This window comes from Curtobacterium sp. NPDC090217 (assembly GCF_044746705.1).
Taxonomy (GTDB): domain Bacteria; phylum Actinomycetota; class Actinomycetes; order Actinomycetales; family Microbacteriaceae; genus Curtobacterium.
The window spans coordinates 697,434-718,194 of sequence record NZ_JBIVCR010000002.1; the positions used below are offsets into that span (position 1 = coordinate 697,434).

Annotated in this window: 18 protein-coding genes; 1 reads left to right on the plus strand and 17 read right to left on the minus strand. The window is 70.8% G+C overall.

Annotated features, from left to right (window positions below):
• Nucleotides 1–76 precede the first annotated feature (76 nt).
• From gmk to ACIPJ2_RS11050, 11 genes are all read right to left on the minus strand, one after another.
• Entirely contained in the window at nucleotides 77–991 is a 915-nt protein-coding gene (gene gmk / locus ACIPJ2_RS11000; protein ID WP_402728841.1) for a guanylate kinase, read from the minus strand.
• Nucleotides 988–1,890, minus strand: a complete 903-nt coding sequence (pyrF, locus tag ACIPJ2_RS11005; RefSeq protein ID WP_402728842.1) for an orotidine-5'-phosphate decarboxylase — start codon at nucleotides 1,888–1,890, stop codon at nucleotides 988–990. Before pyrF ends, gmk begins: the two co-directional genes overlap by 4 nt.
• Complete coding sequence (gene carB, locus ACIPJ2_RS11010) at nucleotides 1,887–5,165, minus strand: carbamoyl-phosphate synthase large subunit (RefSeq protein ID WP_402728843.1); 3,279 nt, start codon at nucleotides 5,163–5,165, stop codon at nucleotides 1,887–1,889. Before carB ends, pyrF begins: the two co-directional genes overlap by 4 nt.
• Nucleotides 5,165–6,364 carry a glutamine-hydrolyzing carbamoyl-phosphate synthase small subunit gene (gene carA / locus ACIPJ2_RS11015; RefSeq protein ID WP_281264700.1) on the minus strand — a complete coding sequence of 400 codons (1,200 nt, stop codon included), beginning with the start codon at nucleotides 6,362–6,364 and terminating at the stop codon, nucleotides 5,165–5,167. The genes carB and carA overlap by 1 nt, the downstream gene beginning before the upstream one ends.
• On the minus strand, nucleotides 6,364–6,906 hold the full coding sequence (locus tag ACIPJ2_RS11020) for a hypothetical protein (RefSeq protein ID WP_402728844.1): 543 nt from the start codon (nucleotides 6,904–6,906) through the stop codon (nucleotides 6,364–6,366). Before ACIPJ2_RS11020 ends, carA begins: the two co-directional genes overlap by 1 nt.
• Nucleotides 6,903–8,264 carry a dihydroorotase gene (locus ACIPJ2_RS11025; RefSeq protein WP_402728845.1) on the minus strand — a complete coding sequence of 454 codons (1,362 nt, stop codon included), beginning with the start codon at nucleotides 8,262–8,264 and terminating at the stop codon, nucleotides 6,903–6,905. The genes ACIPJ2_RS11020 and ACIPJ2_RS11025 overlap by 4 nt, the downstream gene beginning before the upstream one ends.
• Entirely contained in the window at nucleotides 8,261–9,220 is a 960-nt protein-coding gene (locus tag ACIPJ2_RS11030) for an aspartate carbamoyltransferase catalytic subunit (RefSeq protein WP_402728846.1), read from the minus strand. The genes ACIPJ2_RS11025 and ACIPJ2_RS11030 overlap by 4 nt, the downstream gene beginning before the upstream one ends.
• Nucleotides 9,217–9,798 (minus strand): bifunctional pyr operon transcriptional regulator/uracil phosphoribosyltransferase PyrR, encoded by a 582-nt coding sequence (gene pyrR, locus ACIPJ2_RS11035; RefSeq protein WP_402728847.1) that lies wholly within the window; start codon nucleotides 9,796–9,798, stop codon nucleotides 9,217–9,219. The genes ACIPJ2_RS11030 and pyrR overlap by 4 nt, the downstream gene beginning before the upstream one ends.
• A gap of 58 nt (nucleotides 9,799–9,856) precedes the next feature.
• Complete coding sequence (nusB, locus tag ACIPJ2_RS11040; protein WP_281264705.1) at nucleotides 9,857–10,309, minus strand: transcription antitermination factor NusB; 453 nt, start codon at nucleotides 10,307–10,309, stop codon at nucleotides 9,857–9,859.
• Nucleotides 10,306–10,869 carry an elongation factor P gene (gene efp, locus ACIPJ2_RS11045; protein WP_144758338.1) on the minus strand — a complete coding sequence of 188 codons (564 nt, stop codon included), beginning with the start codon at nucleotides 10,867–10,869 and terminating at the stop codon, nucleotides 10,306–10,308. The genes nusB and efp overlap by 4 nt, the downstream gene beginning before the upstream one ends.
• 117 nt (nucleotides 10,870–10,986) lie before the next feature.
• Nucleotides 10,987–12,678, minus strand: coding sequence for an ABC1 kinase family protein (locus tag ACIPJ2_RS11050; RefSeq protein WP_402728848.1), 1,692 nt, complete (start codon nucleotides 12,676–12,678; stop codon nucleotides 10,987–10,989).
• Between the two features lie 317 nt (nucleotides 12,679–12,995).
• Here ACIPJ2_RS11050 and ACIPJ2_RS11055 point away from each other — a divergent pair, with 317 nt between their 5' ends.
• A complete protein-coding gene (locus ACIPJ2_RS11055; protein WP_402728849.1) occupies nucleotides 12,996–13,178 on the plus strand; it encodes a hypothetical protein in 183 nt (60 codons plus the stop codon).
• Nucleotides 13,179–13,191: 13 nt separating this feature from the next.
• Here ACIPJ2_RS11055 and aroB read toward each other — a convergent pair whose 3' ends face one another.
• The 6 genes from aroB to alaS all read right to left on the minus strand — a co-directional run bounded on the left by aroB (nucleotide 13,192) and on the right by alaS (nucleotide 20,735).
• Nucleotides 13,192–14,274, minus strand: a complete 1,083-nt coding sequence (aroB, locus tag ACIPJ2_RS11060; protein ID WP_281267587.1) for a 3-dehydroquinate synthase — start codon at nucleotides 14,272–14,274, stop codon at nucleotides 13,192–13,194.
• Nucleotides 14,275–14,285: 11 nt separating this feature from the next.
• Nucleotides 14,286–14,813 carry a shikimate kinase gene (locus ACIPJ2_RS11065; protein WP_402728850.1) on the minus strand — a complete coding sequence of 176 codons (528 nt, stop codon included), beginning with the start codon at nucleotides 14,811–14,813 and terminating at the stop codon, nucleotides 14,286–14,288.
• Nucleotides 14,810–16,030, minus strand: coding sequence for a chorismate synthase (gene aroC / locus ACIPJ2_RS11070; RefSeq protein ID WP_281264709.1), 1,221 nt, complete (start codon nucleotides 16,028–16,030; stop codon nucleotides 14,810–14,812). The genes ACIPJ2_RS11065 and aroC overlap by 4 nt, the downstream gene beginning before the upstream one ends.
• A gap of 36 nt (nucleotides 16,031–16,066) precedes the next feature.
• On the minus strand, nucleotides 16,067–17,551 hold the full coding sequence (mltG, locus tag ACIPJ2_RS11075; RefSeq protein WP_402728851.1) for an endolytic transglycosylase MltG: 1,485 nt from the start codon (nucleotides 17,549–17,551) through the stop codon (nucleotides 16,067–16,069).
• Between the two features lie 71 nt (nucleotides 17,552–17,622).
• Nucleotides 17,623–18,075, minus strand: a complete 453-nt coding sequence (ruvX, locus tag ACIPJ2_RS11080; RefSeq protein WP_402728852.1) for a Holliday junction resolvase RuvX — start codon at nucleotides 18,073–18,075, stop codon at nucleotides 17,623–17,625.
• Between the two features lie 2 nt (nucleotides 18,076–18,077).
• Nucleotides 18,078–20,735 carry an alanine--tRNA ligase gene (gene alaS, locus ACIPJ2_RS11085; protein ID WP_402728853.1) on the minus strand — a complete coding sequence of 886 codons (2,658 nt, stop codon included), beginning with the start codon at nucleotides 20,733–20,735 and terminating at the stop codon, nucleotides 18,078–18,080.
• Between the last annotated feature and the right edge of the window lie 26 nt (nucleotides 20,736–20,761).

Consider the following 20,761-nt stretch of genomic DNA (forward strand, 5'->3'; position numbering starts at 1 on the left):
GGTGTCTCCTGTCGACGGAAGTTCGGTCGCACCCGGCGGGGCGCAGTCGCGCCCGAGCGGGCGCAGTGGCACCCGGCTAGGGCGCAGTGAACAAGTCTACGACTTCCTGTGCCGCGGTGCTGACATCGGAGTTCACGATGCGCACGTCGAACTCGTCCTGCGCGGCGAGTTCGACCTTCGCGGTCTCGAGCCGACGGGCCTGTTCCTCTGCGGATTCCGTGCCGCGACCGATCAGCCGGCGGACGAGTTCGTCCCACGTCGGCGGCAGCAGGAACACGAGCACCGCCTCGGGCATGGCGTCACGGACCTGCCGAGCGCCCTGCAGGTCGATCTCGAGCATCACCTTGTCGCCGGCGTCGAGCGCGCGGTCGATCGGCGGACGCGGGGTGCCGTATCGGTACGAGTTGTGCACGGTCGCCCACTCGAGGAGCTCGCGGTCCCGGATCATCCGGTCGAACTCGGCGTCGTCGACGAAGTAGTAGTGCACGCCGTCGACCTCGCCGGGACGGGGCTTCCTCGTCGTCGCGGACACGCTGAGGTTCACCTCGGGGTACTGCTCGCGGATGTACGCGCTCACGGTGCCCTTGCCGACGGCGGTCGGACCCGCGAGCACGACGAGCTTCGACACGCCACGCTTGCGGCCACGTGCGACGAGCCAGTCCGACAGCGCGGTCCGCTGCCGGGTCCCGAGCCCGCCGAGCCGCTTCGACGGGGCGATCCGGAGCGTGCCCATGACTCCCTCGGCCCGCGCCGGACCGATCCCGCTCAGGCTGGTGAGGAGGTCACGGACGCGCAGGGACTTCTCGGCCGGTGCGTCCTCGTCGCTCCATGCGGTGCGCGCGACGTCGAGTGCCGACCGCTCCCCCGACGCGACGGCGGCCTTCACCGCGGCCCGGGCGCGACGCGCGGCGACCGCCGCACGTGCCGCCGCGACCCGGTCCACCTCCGGTGGATTGCGGTGCGCGGGCAGCTGGCTGCGGTCCTCGGTCATGCCCCTGCCCCAGCCAGCGCCGCCGCGATCCGATCGGCACGGTCGGTGACGAGTGCCGCGACGCCGTCCGGCCCGTCGGTGAGCAGCCCGCGGGACTCGCTCACGAGCACCTGCTCGGCACGGGAGCCGTACAGGGACCTGAGGTCCTCGATGCGGGCGCCCTGGGCACCGAACCCCGGAGCCAGGATCGGCGAGGTGCCGATCTCGTCCGCGCCGATGCCGAAGTCCTGCAGGGAGAGGGTCGCGCCGAGCACGAGCCCGACGTCGCCGATGGCCTGGTCGCCCACGGCCGGGTTGTCGTCTGCCACGTCGAGAACGATACCGGCCGCGACGGAGCGCCCCGCACGCGGGCCCTCCGCCAACACTGCGGTCTGCAGGACACGGGCCTCGGGGTTGCTCGTCGCCGCGAGCACGAACACGCCGGCGCCGTTCCGGCGCGCGACGTCGACCGTGCCGGCGAGCGAGCCGTAGCCGAGGTACGGCGAGACCGTCATCGCGTCGGCGGCGAACGGCCCGTCGCGGTCCAGCCACGCGAGCGCGTAGTCGTCCCCGGTGGATCCGATGTCGCCGCGCTTCACGTCGGCGACGACCAGGAGGCCCGCATCGCGTGCCCGGCGGATCGTCGCGTCGAGTGCACGGTATCCGTCCACCCCCGCGGCCTCGAAGAAGGCGATCTGCGGCTTCACGACCGCGGCGCGGCCGGCGGCCGCGTCCACCAGGACGCGGCCGAACTCGGTCAGACCCGCTTCGTCACGACCGAGCCCCCACGCCGCCAGGGTGGCGGCATGGGGGTCGATCCCGACGCACAGCGCGGACCGCGACCCGATGGCGGCCGCGAGCCGGACGCCGAACGGCTCCGGGCCTCCCGACCGGTCTGCGGCGTCGAGGCGGTCCGTCACCAGCCCGCCCGCTCGAGCGCGTAGTCCTGCAGGCTGCGGACGCTGTGCTGCGTGCCGATCGTCTCGATCGCCGCGACGGCCGCACCGAGCTGCGCGATCGTGGTGAACAGCGGCTTGTCCGCTGCGACGGTGGCCGCGCGGATCTCGTAGCCGTCCGCGCGACCCGACGCGCCCGACGGGGTGTTGATCACGATGTCGACCTCGTCGCGGGCGAGCATCTCCACGACGCTGTCGCCGCCCTGGCTGTACTTGCCGACGACCGACACCTGGATGCCGTTGCGGCGGAGCACCTCGGCGGTGCCCTCGGTCGCGGTGATCGTGAAGCCGAGCTGCTGGAGGCGGTGCACCGGCAGCACGATCGCGCGCTTGTCGGTGTCGGCGACGCTCACGAAGACCGTGCCGGAGGTCGGCAGTCCGCCGTACGCGGCCTCCTGCGACTTGAGGAACGCCCGCGGGAAGTCGCGGTCGATGCCCATGACCTCGCCCGTGGAGCGCATCTCCGGGCTGAGGACCGAGTCGACGACCTGGCCGTCCGCGGTGCGGAACCTGCGGAAGGGCAGCACGGCCTCCTTGACCGCGACCGGCGCCTGTGCGGGGACGAACGCGCCGTCCCGCTCGGGCAGCAGGCCCTCGGCGACGAGTCCGTCGACGGTGGTCCCGGTCATGATGCGGGCAGCGGCCTTCGCCAGCGCGATGCCGAGCGCCTTGGAGACGAACGGGACGGTGCGGCTGGCACGCGGGTTCGCCTCGAGCACGTAGAGCACGCCGGCACCGATCGCGAACTGCACGTTGAGCAGCCCTCGGACGCCGATGCCGCGCGCGATCTTCTCGGTCGCGTCGACGACGGCCTGGATCTCGCCGCGGCCGAGCCCGACCGGCGGGAGCGTGCAGGACGAGTCGCCGGAGTGGATCCCGGCTTCCTCGATGTGCTCCATGATGCCGCCGATGTAGAGCCGCTCACCGTCGAAGAGCGCGTCGACGTCGATCTCCACGGCGTCGTCGAGGAACCGGTCCACCAGGAGCGGCAGATCGGGGCCGATGATCGCCTGGTCGGCCATCCGGTCGAAGTAGTCGGCCATCGCGGTGGAGTCGTAGACGATCTCCATGCCGCGGCCACCAAGGACGAACGACGGGCGGACGAGCACCGGGTACCCGATCTCCTCGGCCACCGCGGTCGCGCTGGCGAGGTCGTGCGCGGTGCCGTTGCGCGGGGCGAGCAGCCCGGCCTCCTCGAGGATCGCGGAGAACTGGCCGCGCTCCTCGGCGGAGTCGATCGCCGTCGGGCTGGTGCCGAGGATCGGGATGCCGGCTGCCTCGAGCGGCTTCGCGAGCCCCAGGGCCGTCTGGCCGCCGAGCTGCACGACGACGCCGACCAGCTCGCCGGACGCCGCCTCGGCCTCGATGACCTCGAGGACGTCCTCGGTGGTCAGCGGCTCGAAGTACAGGCGGTCGGAGGTGTCGTAGTCGGTGGATACCGTCTCCGGGTTGCAGTTGATCATGATCGTCTCGAACCCGGCGTCCGAGAGCGCGAAGGACGCGTGCACGCAGGAGTAGTCGAACTCCACGCCCTGGCCGATGCGGTTCGGGCCGGAGCCGAGGATGACGACCTTCTTGCGGTCGCTGGGTGCGACCTCGGTCTCGGTGTCGTAGGACGAGTAGTGGTACGGCGTGAGTGCCGGGAACTCGCCGGCGCAGGTGTCCACCGTCTTGAACACCGGACGGATGCCCAGCGCGTGACGGCTGTTGCGGACGTCCTGCTCGGTGACGCCGCGCAGCGCCGCGATCTGGATGTCGCTGAAGCCGTGCTCCTTGGCCCACCGGATCGTGTCGGCATCGAGTTCCGCTGCCGCGGCGACCTCGGCGGCGACCTCGTTGATGAGCACGATCTGGTCGATGAACCACGGGTCGATCTTCGTGGCGTCGAAGACCTCTTCTGCGGTGGCGCCTGCGACCAGGGCCTGCTGCACCGTGACGATGCGGCCGTCGGTCGGGATCGCCGACTTCGCCAGCAGTGCGTCCTTGTCGAGCTCGGCGGCCGGGGTGTCCCAGTGGAAGCTCGAGCCGCGCTTCTCCAGCGAGCGGAGCGACTTCTGCAGGGCGGTGGCGTAGTTCCGGCCGATGGCCATCGCCTCGCCGACGCTCTTCATCGTCGTGGTCAGCGTGGCGTCGGCGGCCGGGAACTTCTCGAACGCGAACCGGGGGGTCTTCACCACGACGTAGTCGAGCGTCGGCTCGAAGCTCGCCGGGGTGACCCGCGTGATGTCGTTCTGGATCTCGTCGAGGCGGTACCCGATGGCGAGCTTCGCGGCGATCTTGGCGATCGGGAAGCCCGTCGCCTTCGACGCGAGGGCACTCGAGCGGGACACACGCGGGTTCATCTCGATCACGATGACGCGGCCGTTGGACGGGTCGATCGCGAACTGGATGTTGCAGCCACCGGTGTCGACGCCGACGCGACGGATGATGTCGATGCCGATGTCGCGGAGGTTCTGGTACTCGCGGTCGGTGAGCGTCAGCGCCGGGGCGACCGTGATCGAGTCGCCGGTGTGCACGCCGACCGGGTCGACGTTCTCGATGGAGCAGACCACGACGGTGTTGTCGTAGTTGTCCCGCATGAGCTCGAGCTCGTACTCCTTCCAGCCGAGGATCGACTCCTCGAGCAGGACCTCGGTCGTCGGGCTGGACTGCAGCCCGTCGCCGACGAAGCGGACGAGCTCGTCCTCGTTGTACGCGAAGCCGGAGCCGAGGCCGCCCATCGTGAAGGACGGACGGACGACGAGCGGGTAGCCGAGGTCGGCCGCGAACGCCTTCGCCTCCTCCAGCGTGTGCGCGATGTGGCTGCGGGCCACGTCGGCGCCGGACTCGAGCACGAGCTCCTTGAAGAGCCACCGGTCCTCGCCGCGCTGGATCGCGTCGACCTTGGCACCGATCAGCTCGACGCCGTGCTTCTCGAGGATCCCGGCCTCGTCGAGCGCGATCGCCGCGTTCAGGGCGGTCTGGCCGCCGAGGGTCGGCAGGACGGCGTCCGGCTGCTCGATGCGGATGATCTCCTCGAGCGAGGCGTTCGTGATCGGCTCGATGTACGTCGCGTCGGCGAAGTCGGGGTCGGTCATGATCGTCGCCGGGTTCGGGTTCACGAGGATGACGCGGATGCCCTCTGCACGGAGGACACGGCAGGCCTGGGTGCCGGAGTAGTCGAACTCGGCGGCCTGGCCGATGACGATCGGACCCGAGCCGATGACGAGGACGGAGTTGATGTCGGAGCGCTTGGGCATCAGTTCGCTTCCTTGGTGGTGTCTGCTGCGGGAGTCGTCGCGTCGGCGGTGGCGGCGTCCAGCGGACGGCCTTCCGCTCGCGCCACGACCATGTCCCGGAAGCGGTCGAAGAGGTACATGCTGTCGTGCGGTCCCGCGGCGGCCTCCGGGTGGTACTGCACGCTGAACGCGGGGATGTCGAGCGCACGGAGGCCCTCGACCACGTTGTCGTTGAGGGAGTAGTGCGAGACCTCGACGCGGCCGAAACCGGCGGGCGACTCGAGGACCTCGCCGACGGGGGCGTCGACCGCGAAGCCGTGGTTCTGGCTCGTGATCTCGACCTTGCCCGTCGTGGTGTCGAGGACCGGCTGGTTGATCCCGCGGTGGCCGAACGGCAGCTTGTACGTGCCGAAGCCGAGCGCGCGGCCGAGGAGCTGGTTGCCGAAGCAGATCCCGAAGAACGGGCGGCCGTCGTGCAGGCTCTCCTGCAGGAGCGTCACCTGGGCGTCGGACGCAGCGGGGTCGCCAGGACCGTTCGAGTAGAACAGGGCGTCGGGGGCGAGCGCTCGGAGCGCCTCGATCGTGACGTCCTGGGGCAGGACGTGCACCTCGAAGCCCCGCTCGGCGAGGTAGCGGGTGGTCGACGCCTTGACGCCGAGGTCGAGCACCGCGAGGGTGCCGATCTGCTCGCCGACGGCGGGCACGACGTAGGTCTCGGGGGTGGACACCGTCGCGGAGAAGCTCGCGCCGGCCATGTCGGCCTGCTCGCGCACGAGGCGCGCCTGCTCCTCGGGCGCCAGCGCGGCGTCCGGGCCGCTGAACACGCCGCCCTTCATCGCGCCGGCGTCCCGGATGCGCCGGGTGAGCGCACGGGTGTCGATGCCGGAGATGCCGACGATGCCGTCACGCTCGAGGTGGTCGTCGAGGGAGGCGTTCGCGCGGTGGTTCGACACGACGCGGCTGGGGTCGCGGACGACGTACCCGGCGACCCAGATGCGGCGGGACTCGGGGTCCTCGTCGTTGACCCCGGTGTTGCCGATGTGCGGCGCGGTCTGCACCACGATCTGCCCGGCGTACGAGGGGTCGGTCAGGGTCTCCTGGTAGCCGGTCATCCCGGTCGCGAAGACCACCTCGCCGAGTGTGCGCCCGCGGGCGCCGTAGGCCCATCCGTCGTACCGGGTGCCGTCCTCGAGGACCAGCACGGCCCGTTCGCGTGTCATCAGTTCGTCCCTTCGCCCGCGTGGTGCGGGTGGTTGTGCTTCGTCGCCAGCTCCTGGAGCGCGTGCAGTGCTGCTGCGTCGCCCTCCGGGAACCGGAAGTAGGTGTCGAGGTCCGTCGCACCTGCGGCGCCGGTCGCCGTCCATCGCAGACGGACCAGTCCCCCGGGTTCGACCACGCGGTCGATGGCCCAGGTGGCGCGGTCGGCGCCGCGGACGGCGTCCCGGGCGACCCAGCGGTCGTCGGCTCCGGCGAGGTGCAGGACCACGCCGTCCCGGTGGACGGTCACGCCGCCGCGGCCGCGGAAGCCGAGTCCGCCTGCGGTGATGCGTTCGAGCGGCGTGTCGGCCCGGGTCGTCGCGACGGTGAACCCGTCCCACGACCCGGCTTCCGGCCCGGGGTCGGCCGGCACGCTGACGGGAGGCACGGATTCCGCCTGCTTGCGGGCCCGCGTCCGCCAGGTGCGTGCCATGGCGACGAACAGCGCGGCCACGGCGAGCAGGATCACCCCGCCCAGCAGCCAGCGTGCGGCGTCACCGCTCATGCGGTCGCCGCCGTCCCGGCCGTCGCCGCCGCTGCGGCGGCGACGGTCTCGGCGTCGACCAGGACGCCGTCGAGGAGCGTCGGGTAGCCCTTATGGAAGGTCGCGACGACCCGACCCGGGAGCCGCATGCCGAGGTACGGCGAGTTCTGCGACTGTCCGGCGAGGTCGGTCACCGCGAACTCGCGGACCGCGCTCGGGTCGTACAGCGTGATCTCCGCGGGGGCACCGGCAGCGATCGCGTGCCCGTGACCGGCGACCTGCCCGATCCGGGCCGGAGCGCTGGAGAGCACGCGCGCCACGTCCGCCCAGTCCAGTCGGCCGTCCTCGACCACCGCGGCGTGCACGACGCTCAGCGCGGACTCGAGGCCGACCATGCCGTTGGCGGCCGCCGGCCACTCGCAGCACTTGGCCTCTGCCGTGTGCGGCGCGTGGTCCGTCGCGACGATGTCGATCGTGCCGTCGGCCAGTGCGGCGCGCAGGGCGTCGACGTCCTCGCGGGAGCGGAGCGGGGGGTTCACCTTGTACTTGGCGTCGTACCCCGGTGCACCGTCGACCCCGGCGATGAGGTCCTCGGTGAGCACGAGGTGGTGCGGTGTGACCTCCGCGGTGACGTCGATCCCGCGGGACTTCGCCCAGCGGATGACCTCCACGCTGCCGGCGGTCGAGACGTGGCACACGTGCAGCCGCGCACCGACGTGGTCCGCGAGCAGGACGTCGCGGGCGATGATCGCCTCTTCCGCCACCGACGGCCAGCCGGCGAGCCCGAGCTCCGACGACAGCCGCCCCTCGTTCATCTGCGCGCCGATCGTCAGGCGGGGTTCCTGCGCGTGCTGCGCCAGGACACCGTCGAAGCCCTTGATGTACTCGAGCGCGCGCCGCATCAGCAGCGGGTCGGACACACACGAGCCGTCGTCCGAGAACACCCGGACCTTCGCCCTGGACGTCGCCATCGCGCCGATCTCGGACAGGTGCGTGCCCTGCAGGCCCTGCGAGACGGCACCGATCGGGCGGACCGTGACGTAGCCGGCGTCGTCGCCGAGGGCCTGGACCTGCTCGACGACCCCTGCCGTGTCGGCCACCGGGCTCGAGTTCGCCATCGCGTTGACGGCGGTGAAGCCGCCGGCGGCCGCGGCGCGCGAGCCGGACAGGACCGTCTCGGACTCCTCGAAGCCGGGCTCGCGGAGGTGGGTGTGCAGGTCCACGAGACCGGGCATGGCGATCAGGCCGTCCGCGTCCACGGCCGTGGCACCGGCCGCGTCGAGACCGGACCCGACCGCGGTGATGCGCCCGGCCTCCAGTCGGATGTCGGCACGGGTGCCGTCGACCAGCTGCGCGCCGCGGATGAGGTGGGCGGTCATGCGATGGTCTCCTTCGCTTCGTTTCCGGTCAGTGCCAGGTACAGCACCGCCATGCGGACGCTCACGCCGTTGGCGACCTGCTCGACGACGGTCGAGCGGGCGTCGTCCGCGGCGACCCCGGCGATCTCGAGCCCGCGGTTCATCGGGCCGGGGTGCATCACGAGCGTGCGCTCGGACAGCCGCTGGAACCGGGCCGCGGTCAGCCCCCAGTGCCGGGTGTACTCGCGTGGGTTCGGGAAGAACGCGTCGTTCATCCGCTCCTGCTGGATGCGCAGCGTCATCACGACGTCGGGGTCCTCGGCGAGGGCCGCGTCGAGGTCGTGGTGCACGGCGGCGCCGAACGGGGTCGTGGTGGCGGGCAGCAGCGTCGGCGGCGCCGCGAACGTGACGCTGGCACCGAGCGTGCGGAGGAGCCACGCGTTGGACCGTGCGACGCGACTGTGCAGCACGTCGCCGACGATCAGCACGCGCACACCGTCGAGGCCCTGGCCGCGTGAGGCACTGCCGTGCAGGCGGCGGCGCATCGTGAAGGCGTCGAGCAGGGCCTGGGTCGGGTGCTCGTGCGTCCCGTCGCCGGCGTTCACCACCGGGACGTCGATCCAGTCCGCGTCGGCGAGCACCCGCGGGGCGCCGGACGCGCCGTGGCGCATGACGATGCCGTCGATGCCCATCGCACCGAGGGTCTGCACGGTGTCCTTGAGCGACTCGCCCTTCGAGACGCTGGAGCCCTTCGCGGCGAAGTTGATGACGTCGGCGGACAGACGCTTCGCGGCGGCCTCGAACGAGATGCGGGTGCGCGTGGAGTCCTCGAAGAAGAGGTTCACGACGGTCTTGCCGCGGAGCGCAGGCAGCCGCTTGACCTCTCGCGTGTTGACCTCGGCCATCTCCTCGGCGACGTCGAGGATGTGGATCGCCTCGGCGCGGGAGAGGTCCGCGGTGGAGAGGAGGTGCTTCACGAGGCGGCCCCCGGCGTCCCGCCCTGCTGCTCGCTCTGTTCGATGACGACCTCGTCGGTGCCGTCCGTCTCCGTCAGCCGGAGCGTCACGCGCTCGTCGGACGCCGTCGGCAGGTTCTTGCCGACGTGGTCGGCACGGATCGGGAGCTCGCGGTGCCCCCGGTCCACGAGCACGGCGAGCCGGACGGCGCGCGGCCGGCCGATCCCCTGCAGCGCGTCGAGCGCCGCGCGGACGGTGCGGCCCGAGTACAGCACGTCGTCGACGAGCACGACGACCTTGCCGTCGATGCCGGTCGTCGGGATCGTCGTGCGGTGCGGCGCACGACCGATGCCGTGGCCGAGGTCGTCGCGGTGCATCGTGACGTCGAGCGTGCCGACGCGCTGGTCGCGCTGATCGGCCCAGTCGGGCTCGATGCCGGCCAGGATTGTCGCGAGACGATCGGCGAGCACGGCTCCGCGCGTCGGGATGCCCAGGAGCACGAGATCCGAGCCGCCGTGGTTGGCCTCGAGGATCTCGTGGGCGATGCGTGTCAGAGCACGCGTGATGTCGGGGTGCTGCAGGACCGTTCTGGTACCCACGCCGACCTCCTTCCCCGCCTCTCAGGACGGCATTTAAAGGATGCTGACGTGGTCAACCCTACCGGGACTCCTGGTCCCCTGCGACCGTCCGGCCGGACGGTGCACGGCCCCCGGCGACGGCACCGAGGACGCCGTTGACGAACCCGGCCGACTCCTCGGTCGACAGCGACTGCGCCAGCTCGACCGCCTCGGCGATGGCGACGCCGTCGGGCACGTCGGCGTTGAACCGGATCTCCCAGACCCCCATGCGCAGGATGCACCGGTCGAGGACCGGCATCCGCGCGATCGACCAGCCCTGGGCGTGGTCGACGATCACGGCGTCGATCTCGGCGCGCGCTTCCTCGACGCCGGTGACGACCTGCCGGGCGTAGTCCCAGCTGGACGCACGCTCGGGCTGGTCGAGGTGCCTGACGGTCTCCGTGGCGAGGACGTCCGCGATCGGGAGATCGCGGACCTCCGCCACGTACAACATGTCAAGGGCGCGCTTGCGGGCCTTGGAACGAGCGCTCATTCGTTGACGCGGCCGAGGTAGTTGCCGTCGCGCGTGTCGATCTTCACCTTGGTGTCGGTCTCCAGGTACAGCGGCACCTGGATCTGGTAACCGGTGGCCTTGATCGTCGCGGGCTTGGTGCCGCCGGACGAGCGGTCGCCCTGCAGGCCGGGCTCGGTCTCGATCTCGGTGACGATCGAGGTCGGGAGCTCGATGTAGAGCGGGTTGCCCTCGTTCATCGCGATGGTGACCATCGCGGACTCGAGCAGGAAGTTCTTCGCGTCGCCGACGACCGTCGCGGGGACCGGGATCTGGTCGTAGGTGTCGGTGTCCATGAACACGTACGAGTCGCCGTCCTCGTACAGGAACTGGTAGTCGCGACGGTCGACCGTCGCGGTCTCGATCTTCGCGCCCGCGTTGAACGTGCGGTCGACGACCTTGCCGGAGACGACGTTCTTCAGCTTGGTGCGCACGAACGCACCGCCCTTGCCGGGCTTGACGTGCTGGAACTCGACGACCGACCAGAGCTGCCCGTCGATGATGAGAACGGCGCCGTTCTTGATGTCAGTGGTACTGGCCATGAGTCTTCGATGTCCCGTTCGTATTGATGAGTGAAGTGTCCGGGCGGCTGGCGCCCGGTGTCGGGCGGCTGGCGCCCGGTGTCGGGCGCGCGCCCCGGTCGAGTGTAGCCGACGGCGTCACTCCCGCCGTTGTGCCCGCCACGCGTCGATCGCCGCCCAGACCAGTAGCACCACCGCTGCGCCACCGAGCAGACCACCGGCCGCCGCGGTGCTCAACGCCGCCGTCGGTCGCGCGGGCGACGCCAGGTAGACGATGGCGAGCACGCCCGCTCCTGCGCCGAGCAGCACGAGGAGCACCCGGCGGATCAGACCGGACAGCGTCCGACGGTCCCGTTGATCCGCGAAGAGCCGGATGTTGACGGTCAGCTTCCCGGTCTCGATCGCCTCGCCGATCCGGTCGACGCGGCGCGGCAGGCGTCGGGCGGTCGACACGAGCCCGAAGAGCTCCTTCAGCGCGACGTCCCGCAGCTTGCCGGGGCGCAGTTGATCGCGGATCTGCTCGCGCGCGAGGTTCCGCGATTCCTCGAGCAGATCGAAACTCGGCACGAGGGTGCGGAGCGTCCCCTCGAAGATCGCGAGCGCCCTGGCCGCGGCCACGAAGTCCGGCGGGGCCTTCAGCCGGTACTGCCCGAACACCTCGACCGCGTGGTCGACGGTCTCGACGCCGATGCGCGCACCGGGCCCCAGTTCCTCGGCCACGAAGCGGGCGATGTCCCGCCGGAAGTCCGGCTCGTCCTGCGCCCGCCGGACCGGGGCCATCCGCAGCACCGCGTCCGCGATCCGGGAGGTGTCGTCCTGCAGGTAGGACGCGAGCAGTTCCTGCACGATGTCGCGGAGCCCCGGATCGAGCCGTCCGACCGACCCGAAGTCGATCAGTGCCGGCCGACCGTCGGGGAGCAGGAGCACGTTCCCCGGGTGCATGTCGGCGTGGTAGATGCCGTCGAAGACCACCTGCCGGAGGAACACACGCAGGATCGCCCGCATCGGCTCGTCCAGGTCGCGGTCGGAGCGCGCGGCGCGGATCGCGCTCAGGGTGTCGCCCTCGAGGAACTCCATCACGAGCACGCGCCGGCCGGACAGCTCCGGGTACGGGTCGGGGAAGCGCACCTCGTCCGGACGGGCGCTCCGTGCCTGCGCCGCGCGGAGTGCCTCGAGGTTGCGGAGCTCCGACGTGAAGTCGACCTGCCTGATGAGGTCGGCCGCGTACTGCGCCGCCACGTCCTGCACGCCGATCTGCCGGGCTTCGGTCGAGGTGCGGGCCATGAACCGGACGACCCGGAGCGCGATGTCGACGTCGCGTCGGACGGCGTCGTCGATGCCGGGTCGCTGCACCTTCACGGCGACCGCCGTGCCGTCGTGCAGTCGAGCACGGTGGACCTGCGCGATCGACGCGGCCGCGACGGGTGTCGTGTCGAACGACTGGAAGACCTCGTCGACGGGCGCGTGCAGATCGGTGGCGAGCAGCGCAGCGACGGCGGCGGGGTCCGCCGGCGTCACGTTGCGCTGCAGGTGCGCGAGGCCCTCGGTCCACTCGTCGGGCAACAGGTCATCCCTGGTCGACAGCAGCTGCCCCATCTTCACGAACCCGCCGCCGGCTTCTTCGAGCGCGCGGCGGAGGTGCTCCGCCTGACCGCGGCGTTTGTCGGACGTCTCCGGGTCGCGTGAGAAGTCGAGCCGCCGGAACGGCACCAGGCCGTGTCGACGGGCGATGGACAGGAGCTCGGCGAACCGGCGCGCGCGGGTGCGGAGCGTTCCGGGCTCCGCCGCCGGCCCGGCGCCGAGGTCGCTCAGGCGGGGTGGGTTGGGCACTCGGCCAGCATGCTCCCCCGGGCTGGGCTTCCGCAGACGGCTCCTCCACAGCCGGGAGGCTCGGATCACGCCCCACAGATCGGCTCGCTTCTGCTGCCTGGTCACCACGCCTGGGAGCGCTTCGTCTGGGCACTGGAGGCCCGACGGGGCAGCCTTGAATACGACATCTCGAAAACGGTGCTGCAGAACCTCGAAGACGTAACGTGGTGGTCCGAAGCCGACCGCCGATTGGCACGACGCGCTCTTCGACGCATGATCGCCAACGATCACGGAGCATCAGCCGAAGACTCGAGTACACCGCGAAAGGATCACCCCCGATGAAACTGCTGGCGCCCCTCCCTGACGCGCCTGACCCGGACGTCGACGGACACGACGAGTACTACGCCTGGGTCAACGGAGCAACCATCGCAGAATTCCGAGAGTGGAAACGCACGGACGTGCTGACCCTTTCCCTGCGGCTTCGCTGGTGGTGGCGCCGCACGCTCCGCGTGCTCCGATGAACGACGCGATCGGCTAGACCCCGACCTCCTGGTAGGCGGTGAAGAGCAGGTGGTCCTCCGGCCCCTCGAGCGTGACGGGCTTGCCGACCCCGTCGAGGATGATGAACCGCAGCATCCCGGCACGCGCCTTCTTGTCGCGGCGCATCGTGGCGAGGAGCCCCTCCCACCGGCCGAGCGGGTATGTGGTGGGCAGCGACAGCGAATCGAGGACGGCACGGTGCCGGTCCACGGTCGCGTCGTCGAGGTGCCCGGTCAACCGGGCGAGTTCCGCGGCGAACACCATGCCGACCGAGACCGCCGCTCCGTGCCGCCACTGGTACCGCTCGGCGTGCTCGATCGCGTGCCCGAGCGTGTGCCCGTAGTTGAGGATCTCGCGGCGGCCCTGCTCGGTGAAGTCGTCCGACACCACCTGCGCCTTCAGTTCGATGGCGAGCTCGACCACTCGGCGGAACTCCGGCGTCGTGGGGTCGGTCGCGCGGTCGACGTCGGCTTCGACGATGTCGAGGATCTCCGGCACGGCGATGAACCCGGCCTTCACGATCTCCGCGAACCCGGTGAGCACGTCGTTGCGCGGCAGCGTCAGCACGAGGTCGATGTCCGCGACGACCGCCTTCGGCGGGTAGAACGCGCCGACGAGGTTCTTGCCCTCGTTCGTGTTGATGCCGGTCTTGCCGCCGACGCTCGCGTCCACCATGCCGAGCACGCTCGTCGGGATCGCGATGTACGGCACGCCGCGAAGCCACGTCGCGGCGACGAACCCGGCGAGGTCGGTGACGGCTCCCCCACCGAGCCCGATCACGGCGTCGGTCCTGGTGAAGTCCGACTGCCCCATGATCTGCCAGCAGAACGCGGCGACCTCGATGCGCTTGGCGGCCTCGGCGTCCGGGACCTCGGCGATGAGCGCCTCGAGGCCGGCGTCGACCAGTTGCACGCGGAGCTCCTCAGCGCGTGCACCGAGGGTCGGCGCGTGCACGATGAGCACCTTGGCGACCCGCGGTCCGAGGAGCGCCGGTACGGAGCCGAGCAAGCCGTTGCCGACCGCCACGACGTACCCGTCGTCGCCCCCGACGCGGATCTCGGTGGTGCCCTCTGGCAGGATCGACTCGGTCACGGTGTTCCTCCTGTTGTCCCCCGCACCCACGCGACGACGTCGTCGACGACGTGCGACATCGGGCGGCGGGAGGTGTCGACGACGATGTGCGCCAGCTCCGCGTAGGTCGCGGCGCGCTCGTCCATGATGGTCTGCCAGGCGTCGATGCCGCCGGAAGCCAGCAACGGCCGGTCCGAGCCGTTGATCCGCTCGGCGACGGCTTCGGGTGAGACGGTGAGCAGGACGACGCGCGCCCCGGCCATCGCGTCACGCGTGGCCGCGTGGGTCACGGCTCCCCCACCCACGGCGACCACGCCACCCGACGCCATCGCCGCGGCCACCGCATCGGCCTCGAGCGCCCGGAACGCCGGTTCGCCCCGGTCCGCGAAGATCCCCGGGATCGGTCCGTGCTCTCGGACGATCACCCGGTCGGTGTCGGTGAACGGCACGCCGAGCTGCTTCGCGACGCGCTTGCCCACGCTCGACTTGCCGGCGCCCATCGGTCCGATGATGACGACGGGAGCCGCGGCGCGCTCGTCGCTCACCAGGTGCTGGAGGGCTCAGCCGGCTCGGTGCGGCGTGAACGCAGGGTCTCCGGGATCGACGCGAGGTACGACTCGAGGTTGCGCTTGGTCTCCACGACGTTGTCGCCACCGAACTTCTCGAGCACGGCGTCGGCGAGCACGAGCGCGACCATGGCCTCGGCGACCACACCGGCGGCCGGGACGGCGCAGACGTCCGAGCGCTGGTGGTGCGCGGAGGCGTCCTCACCCGTGGCGACGTCGATGGTGTGCAGCGCGTGCGGGACCGTGGCGATCGGCTTCATCCCCGCGCGGACGCGCAGCACGGTCCCGGTGGACATGCCGCCCTCGGTCCCACCGGCGCGGTCGCTCGTGCGGATGATCTCGCCGTCCTCGCGGAACAGCTCGTCGTGCGCTTCGGAACCGCGGCGGGCAGCCGTCTGGAATCCGTCGCCGATCTCGACGCCCTTGATCGCCTGGATGCCCATGATCGCCGCGGCGAGACGCGCGTCGAGACGACGGTCCCACTGCACGTGCGAGCCGAGCCCCGGCGGGACGCCGTAGAACAGCACCTCGACGACACCGCCGAGGGTGTCGCCGTCCTTCTTCGCCGCCTCGACCTCGGTGACCATGCGGGCAGAGGTGTCGGCGTCGAAACAGCGCAGCTGGTCCTCGTCGAGCCGGTCGACGTCGTCGGGTTGGGGCAGTGCGGTGCCGTCGGGCACGCGGACGGTCCCGACCTGCAGCGTGTGCGCGACCGACCGGATTCCGAGTTCGGCGAGGAACGACTTCGCGACGGCACCGAGGGCGACGCGCGCCGCGGTCTCGCGAGCCGAGGCACGTTCGAGGATCGGGCGGGACTCGTCGAACCCGTACTTCTGCATGCCGACCAGATCGGCGTGCCCCGGACGCGGGCGGGTCAGCGGGGCGCTGCGACCACGCGAGAGCTCGGTCTGCTCGACCGGCTCCGGGTTCATCACCTCGACCCACTTCGGCCACTCGGTGTTGCCGATGCGGATCGCGATCGGGCTGCCGAGGGAGTACCCGTGCCGGACGCCGCCGGACACGTGCAGCTCGTCCTGTTCGAACTTCATGCGCGAGCCGCGGCCGTAGCCGAGCTTGCGCCGCGCGAGGTCGGTACGGATGGACTCGAACGACACCGGGACGCCGGCGGGCAGGCCCTCGAGCATCGCGATCAGTTCGGGTCCGTGGGACTCACCAGCGGTCAACCAACGAAGCATGGTGTCCATCCTCCCACAGCGCCAGGGCCCGAGTCGTTACTGGTACGAGGGGTTCGCGCGGAGCCACGCCTGGAACTGCTTCACCGCCTGCTGGTGCTCGGCGTAGGTGTCCGAGAAGACCGTCTCGCCCGTCTCGAGGTTCACCGTGACGAAGTACAGCCAGTTGCCGGTGGCCTCCTGGGTGACCGCCTTGATGGCGATGTCACCGGGGTTCGAGATCGGCGCGGGCGGCAGTCCCTCGTGCTGGTACGTGTTGTACGGGTTCGAGGCGTCGTTCCGCTCGGCGTCGGTGGTGGTCACCCGGTGGGTGTTCCCCGTGCCGTACGCGACGGTCGCGTCCGACTGCAGCTTCATGCCCTGGTCGAGGCGGTTCTGGAACACGCGGGCGACCTTCGGGTAGTCGGCTGCCAGGCCGGCTTCCTTCTGCACGAGCGACGCGAACACGATGACGTGCTCCTGGTCCGCCTCGGCCACGCCGGCGTCCTTCAGGTGCTGCTTCATCGTGTCGACCATGGACTGGAAGTACTGCTTCGCGGTCCAACCCGGGTTGATCGGGTACGTCGCCGGGAAGAGCCAGCCCTCGAGGGTGGTCACGCCGCTCGGCAGCCCGTACGCGGAGACGTCCTTCGCGGCCGACGACACCTCGGCTTCGCTCAGCCCGGCCTTCGAGACCATGCCGGCCTCGATGTCCTTGAGCGCGGTGCCCTCCGGGATCACGATGGACGCGGTGACCTTGTTGTCCTTGTCCTGCAGCGCCGCGAGCGCGGCCTTCGAGCTCATGTGCTTCTTCAGCGCGTAGGAACCCGGCTGGAACTGGACGTCGCCGGATGCCAGCAGGAGCTTGTAGAACGCGGTCGACGTCTTCACGACGCCGCTCCGCTGCAGGGTCTTCGCGACGTCCTCGCCGATGTCGCCCTGTTTGATGGTGATGGTGACCTTCGAGGTCCCGTTCCCGGTGTAGTCGTCGGTCTCCTTCGCGCCGGTGAGCGCTCCGATGACCTGCTGCACCTTCGGCGCAGCGAACGTGTACGCGCCGATGCCGGCCGCCAGCACGACGGCGACGATGACGATGCCGGCGATCAGTGCGCCGCGCGACCGACGACGCGGCTCACGGGGCGGCCTGGAGGCTCCACCGCGTCCGCCTCGACGCCCACGTCCGCCGCCTCCCGCCGATCCGCCACCGGCGCTGCCGGCACCGTCGCCGTCGCCCGGTGCAGGCGCTGCCACCCCCTCGGTGAGCAGGCCGTGCACCTCCGGGTGGAGCTCGTCGACGGACCGTGCCACCGGAGCGTCGGCCGGTGAGACCGGCCGCTCCGCGTCGTCCCGGGGCGACCCGGCGGCCGCGCGAGCCGACGTCGCTTCCCGGGCACGAGCCTCCCGTCGGGACAGCGGGCGCGCTGCGGCGCCGTCGGCGGAGCGGACGTCGTCGCGTCCATCGGGTGCACCGTCGGCGGGCTTCGCCCGCCGCTCGGCGTCGTTGCCGGGCGCGATGATCGCGTTCCAGTCCAGGTCGTCTGCCAACGGTCCTCGGTCTCTCGGTCGGGAAGACTCCGCGGGGGCTCCGTCGCTGCGGTGGTGACGGGAGGGCAGCCCTACTCGGGGAGCGTGGCCCCGGGTGGGGCGCCGGACGCGCGCTCGTGGTCGAGCGCATGTTGCAGAATGATAACAGCGGCCGCTTGGTCGATCACGGACCGCGACTTCTTGGCGTTGCGTCCCGCCTCCCGCATCCCCCGCTGGGCGGTCACCGTCGACAGTCGCTCGTCGACCAGACGGACGGGTCGGTGCTCGGCGATCCTGGCCGCGAACTCCCGTGCGTCCGTCGTGGACGGCGTGTCCGCGCCGGACATCGACAGCGGCAGCCCGACGACGATCTCGAGCACGTCGTACTCCTCGGCGATCGTCAGGATCCGCCGCAGATCAGCGTCGTCGTCGCGCGCGACGGTCTCCACCGGCGTGGCGAGGAGTCCGTCGCGGTCGCAGACGGCGACACCGATCCGGGCGCGTCCGACGTCGACGCCGAGCCGGCGTCCGGATCGGATCGTCATGGTCAGGCCGACAACCGCGCGGTCACCGCACGGAGCGCTTCTGGCAGTGCCGCGGCGTTCGTGCCGCCACCCTGTGCGAGGTCGGGCTTCCCGCCACCCCCACCGCCGAGGACACCGGCGGCTTCCTTGGCGAGCGGTCCGGCCTGGATTCCGGCCGCACGAGCGGCGTCGTTCGTCGCGACGATGACGGCCGGCTTGTCGTTGACCACGGCGCCGAGCACGACCACCGCCGCTCCGTCGCCGAGCTGGGCGCGGACACCGGTGGCGAGCGACCGCAGGTCGTCCGCGGACCCGAGGTTCTCGACCGACTCGGCGACCACGGTGGTCCCGCCGATCGTGGTCGCCTGACGGGCGATCGCCGGTACACGCTGCTGGAGCCCGGCCGACTCGAACTCCGCGATGCGCTTCTGCGCGACACGGAGGTCCTCCATCAGGGACTGGACACGGGTGGGGAGGTCGGCGCGGGGGGCCTTCAGCGCGCTCGAGAGCTGCGACACGATCGTGCGCTCGACCGCGAGGTCGCGGAAGCCCTCGAGTCCGACGAGGGCCTCGACACGACGGTTGGTGGAACCGACGCTGGATTCGCCGACCAGGTTCACGAGACCGACCTGCGAGCTGGACGCGACGTGCGTCCCACCGCAGAGCTCACGCGACCACGGGCCACCGATGTCGACCATGCGGACCTCGGCGCCGTACTTCTCGCCGAACAGCGCCTGCGCACCGAGTTCCTTCGCCTGGTCGAGCGGCATGATCCTGGTCGAGACCTCGAGGTCGGAGCGGATCGCGGTGTTCACGACCTCTTCGATCTCGGAACGGGTCTCGAGCGAGACGGGCTGGCTCCACGAGAAGTCCAGGCGCATGTAGCCGGACTTGTTGTACGAACCGGCCTGCAGCGCTTCCGGCCCGAGGATGTCGCGGAGCGCCGCGTTCACGAGGTGGGTGGCGGAGTGGGCCTGGGTCGCGCCCCTGCGGTACTCGGCGTCGACCACGGTGGTGGCTGCGTCGCCGACGCCGACCTCACCGGAGCGGACCTGCACCTTGTGGCTCCACAGTCCGGACACCGGTCGCTGCACGTCGAGGACCTCGAGGTCGAAGCCGTTGCCGACGATCGAGCCCTGGTCGGCTTCCTGCCCGCCGGACTCCGCGTACAGCGTGGTCTCGCTGAGGACGACCTCGGCGATGTCGCCGGCGACCGCACGGTCGACGCTCTGGCCGTCGACGATGAGGCCGAGCACGCGGGACTCGGCTTCGAGGGCGTCGTACCCGAGGAAGGTGGTCTCGCCGGAGGCACGGAACGCGCTGTAGACACTGAGGTCGGCCAGCGCGGTCTTCTTGCTCTTGGCGTCCGCCTTGGCACGCGCACGCTGCTCCGACATCAGGGTGTCGAACGCCGCGCGGTCGACGTGGACGCCGGCTTCCTCGGCCATCTCCATCGTCAGGTCGATCGGGAAGCCGAACGTGTCGTGCAGCAGGAACGCGGTGTCCCCGCCGATCGACGGCTGGTTGTCCTGCTTCGCACGGTCCACCGCGACGTCGAGGATCGTCGTCCCCTGTGCCAGGGTGCGGAGGAAGGTCTCTTCCTCCGCGTAGGCGATGCGCGAGATGCGGTCGTAGTCGGACGCGACCTCGGGGTAGGCGTCACGCATGGCGTCACGCGACGCGGGGAACAGCTCGGGGAAGGTCGCACCCTCGACGCCGAGGAGACGCATCGCGCGGACGGTGCGGCGCAGCAGACGGCGGAGGATGTAGCCGCGTCCCTCGTTCGACGGCGTGACGCCGTCGGCGATGAGCATGAGCGAGGACCGCACGTGGTCCGCGATGACGCGCATGCGGACGTCGTCCTCGTGCACCGCGCCGTAACGACGACCGGAGACCTCAGCCGCCTTGTCGAGGACCGGGCGCACCTGGTCGATCTCGTACATGTTGTCGACGCCCTGCTTGATGAACGCGACGCGCTCGAGCCCCATGCCGGTGTCGATGTTCTTGTTCGGCAGCTCGCCGGTGATCTCGAAGTCGTACTTCGACCGCACGTCGGCGATCTGGTACTGCATGAACACGAGGTTCCAGATCTCGACGTAGCGGTCGTCGTCCGTCGCCGGACCACCGTCGATGCCGTACTCCGGGCCGCGGTCGAAGAAGATCTCCGAGCAGGGGCCGGCGGGACCGGGCTGGCCGGTCGACCAGTAGTTCGTGTCCTTGCCGAGTCGCTGGATGCGCTCGTCGGGCAGGGACGAGTGCTGCTTCCAGAACGCGATCGCCTCGTCGTCGTCCTCGTACACCGTGACCCACAGGTCGTCAGGCGAGAAGCCGAGCCCACCGTCGGGCTCCGGCGAGGTGAGGAACTCCCAGGCGTACTGGATCGCCTGCTCCTTGAAGTAGTCGCCGAAGGAGAAGTTGCCGTTCATCTGGAAGAACGTGCCGTGCCGCGGGGTCTTGCCGACCTCTTCGATGTCGTTGGTGCGGATGCACTTCTGCACGCTCGTCGCGCGGGGGTACGGCGCGGGGATGAGCCCGGTCAGGTACGGGATGAACGGGACCATGCCGGCCACCGTGAACAGCAGCGACGGGTCGTCCGAGACGAGCGAGGCGGACGGGACGACGGTGTGGCCGCGGTCACCGAAGTACTGGAGCCAACGGCGGCGGATCTCTGCGGTCTGCATGGTGCTTCCTGATGACGTGGAACGGG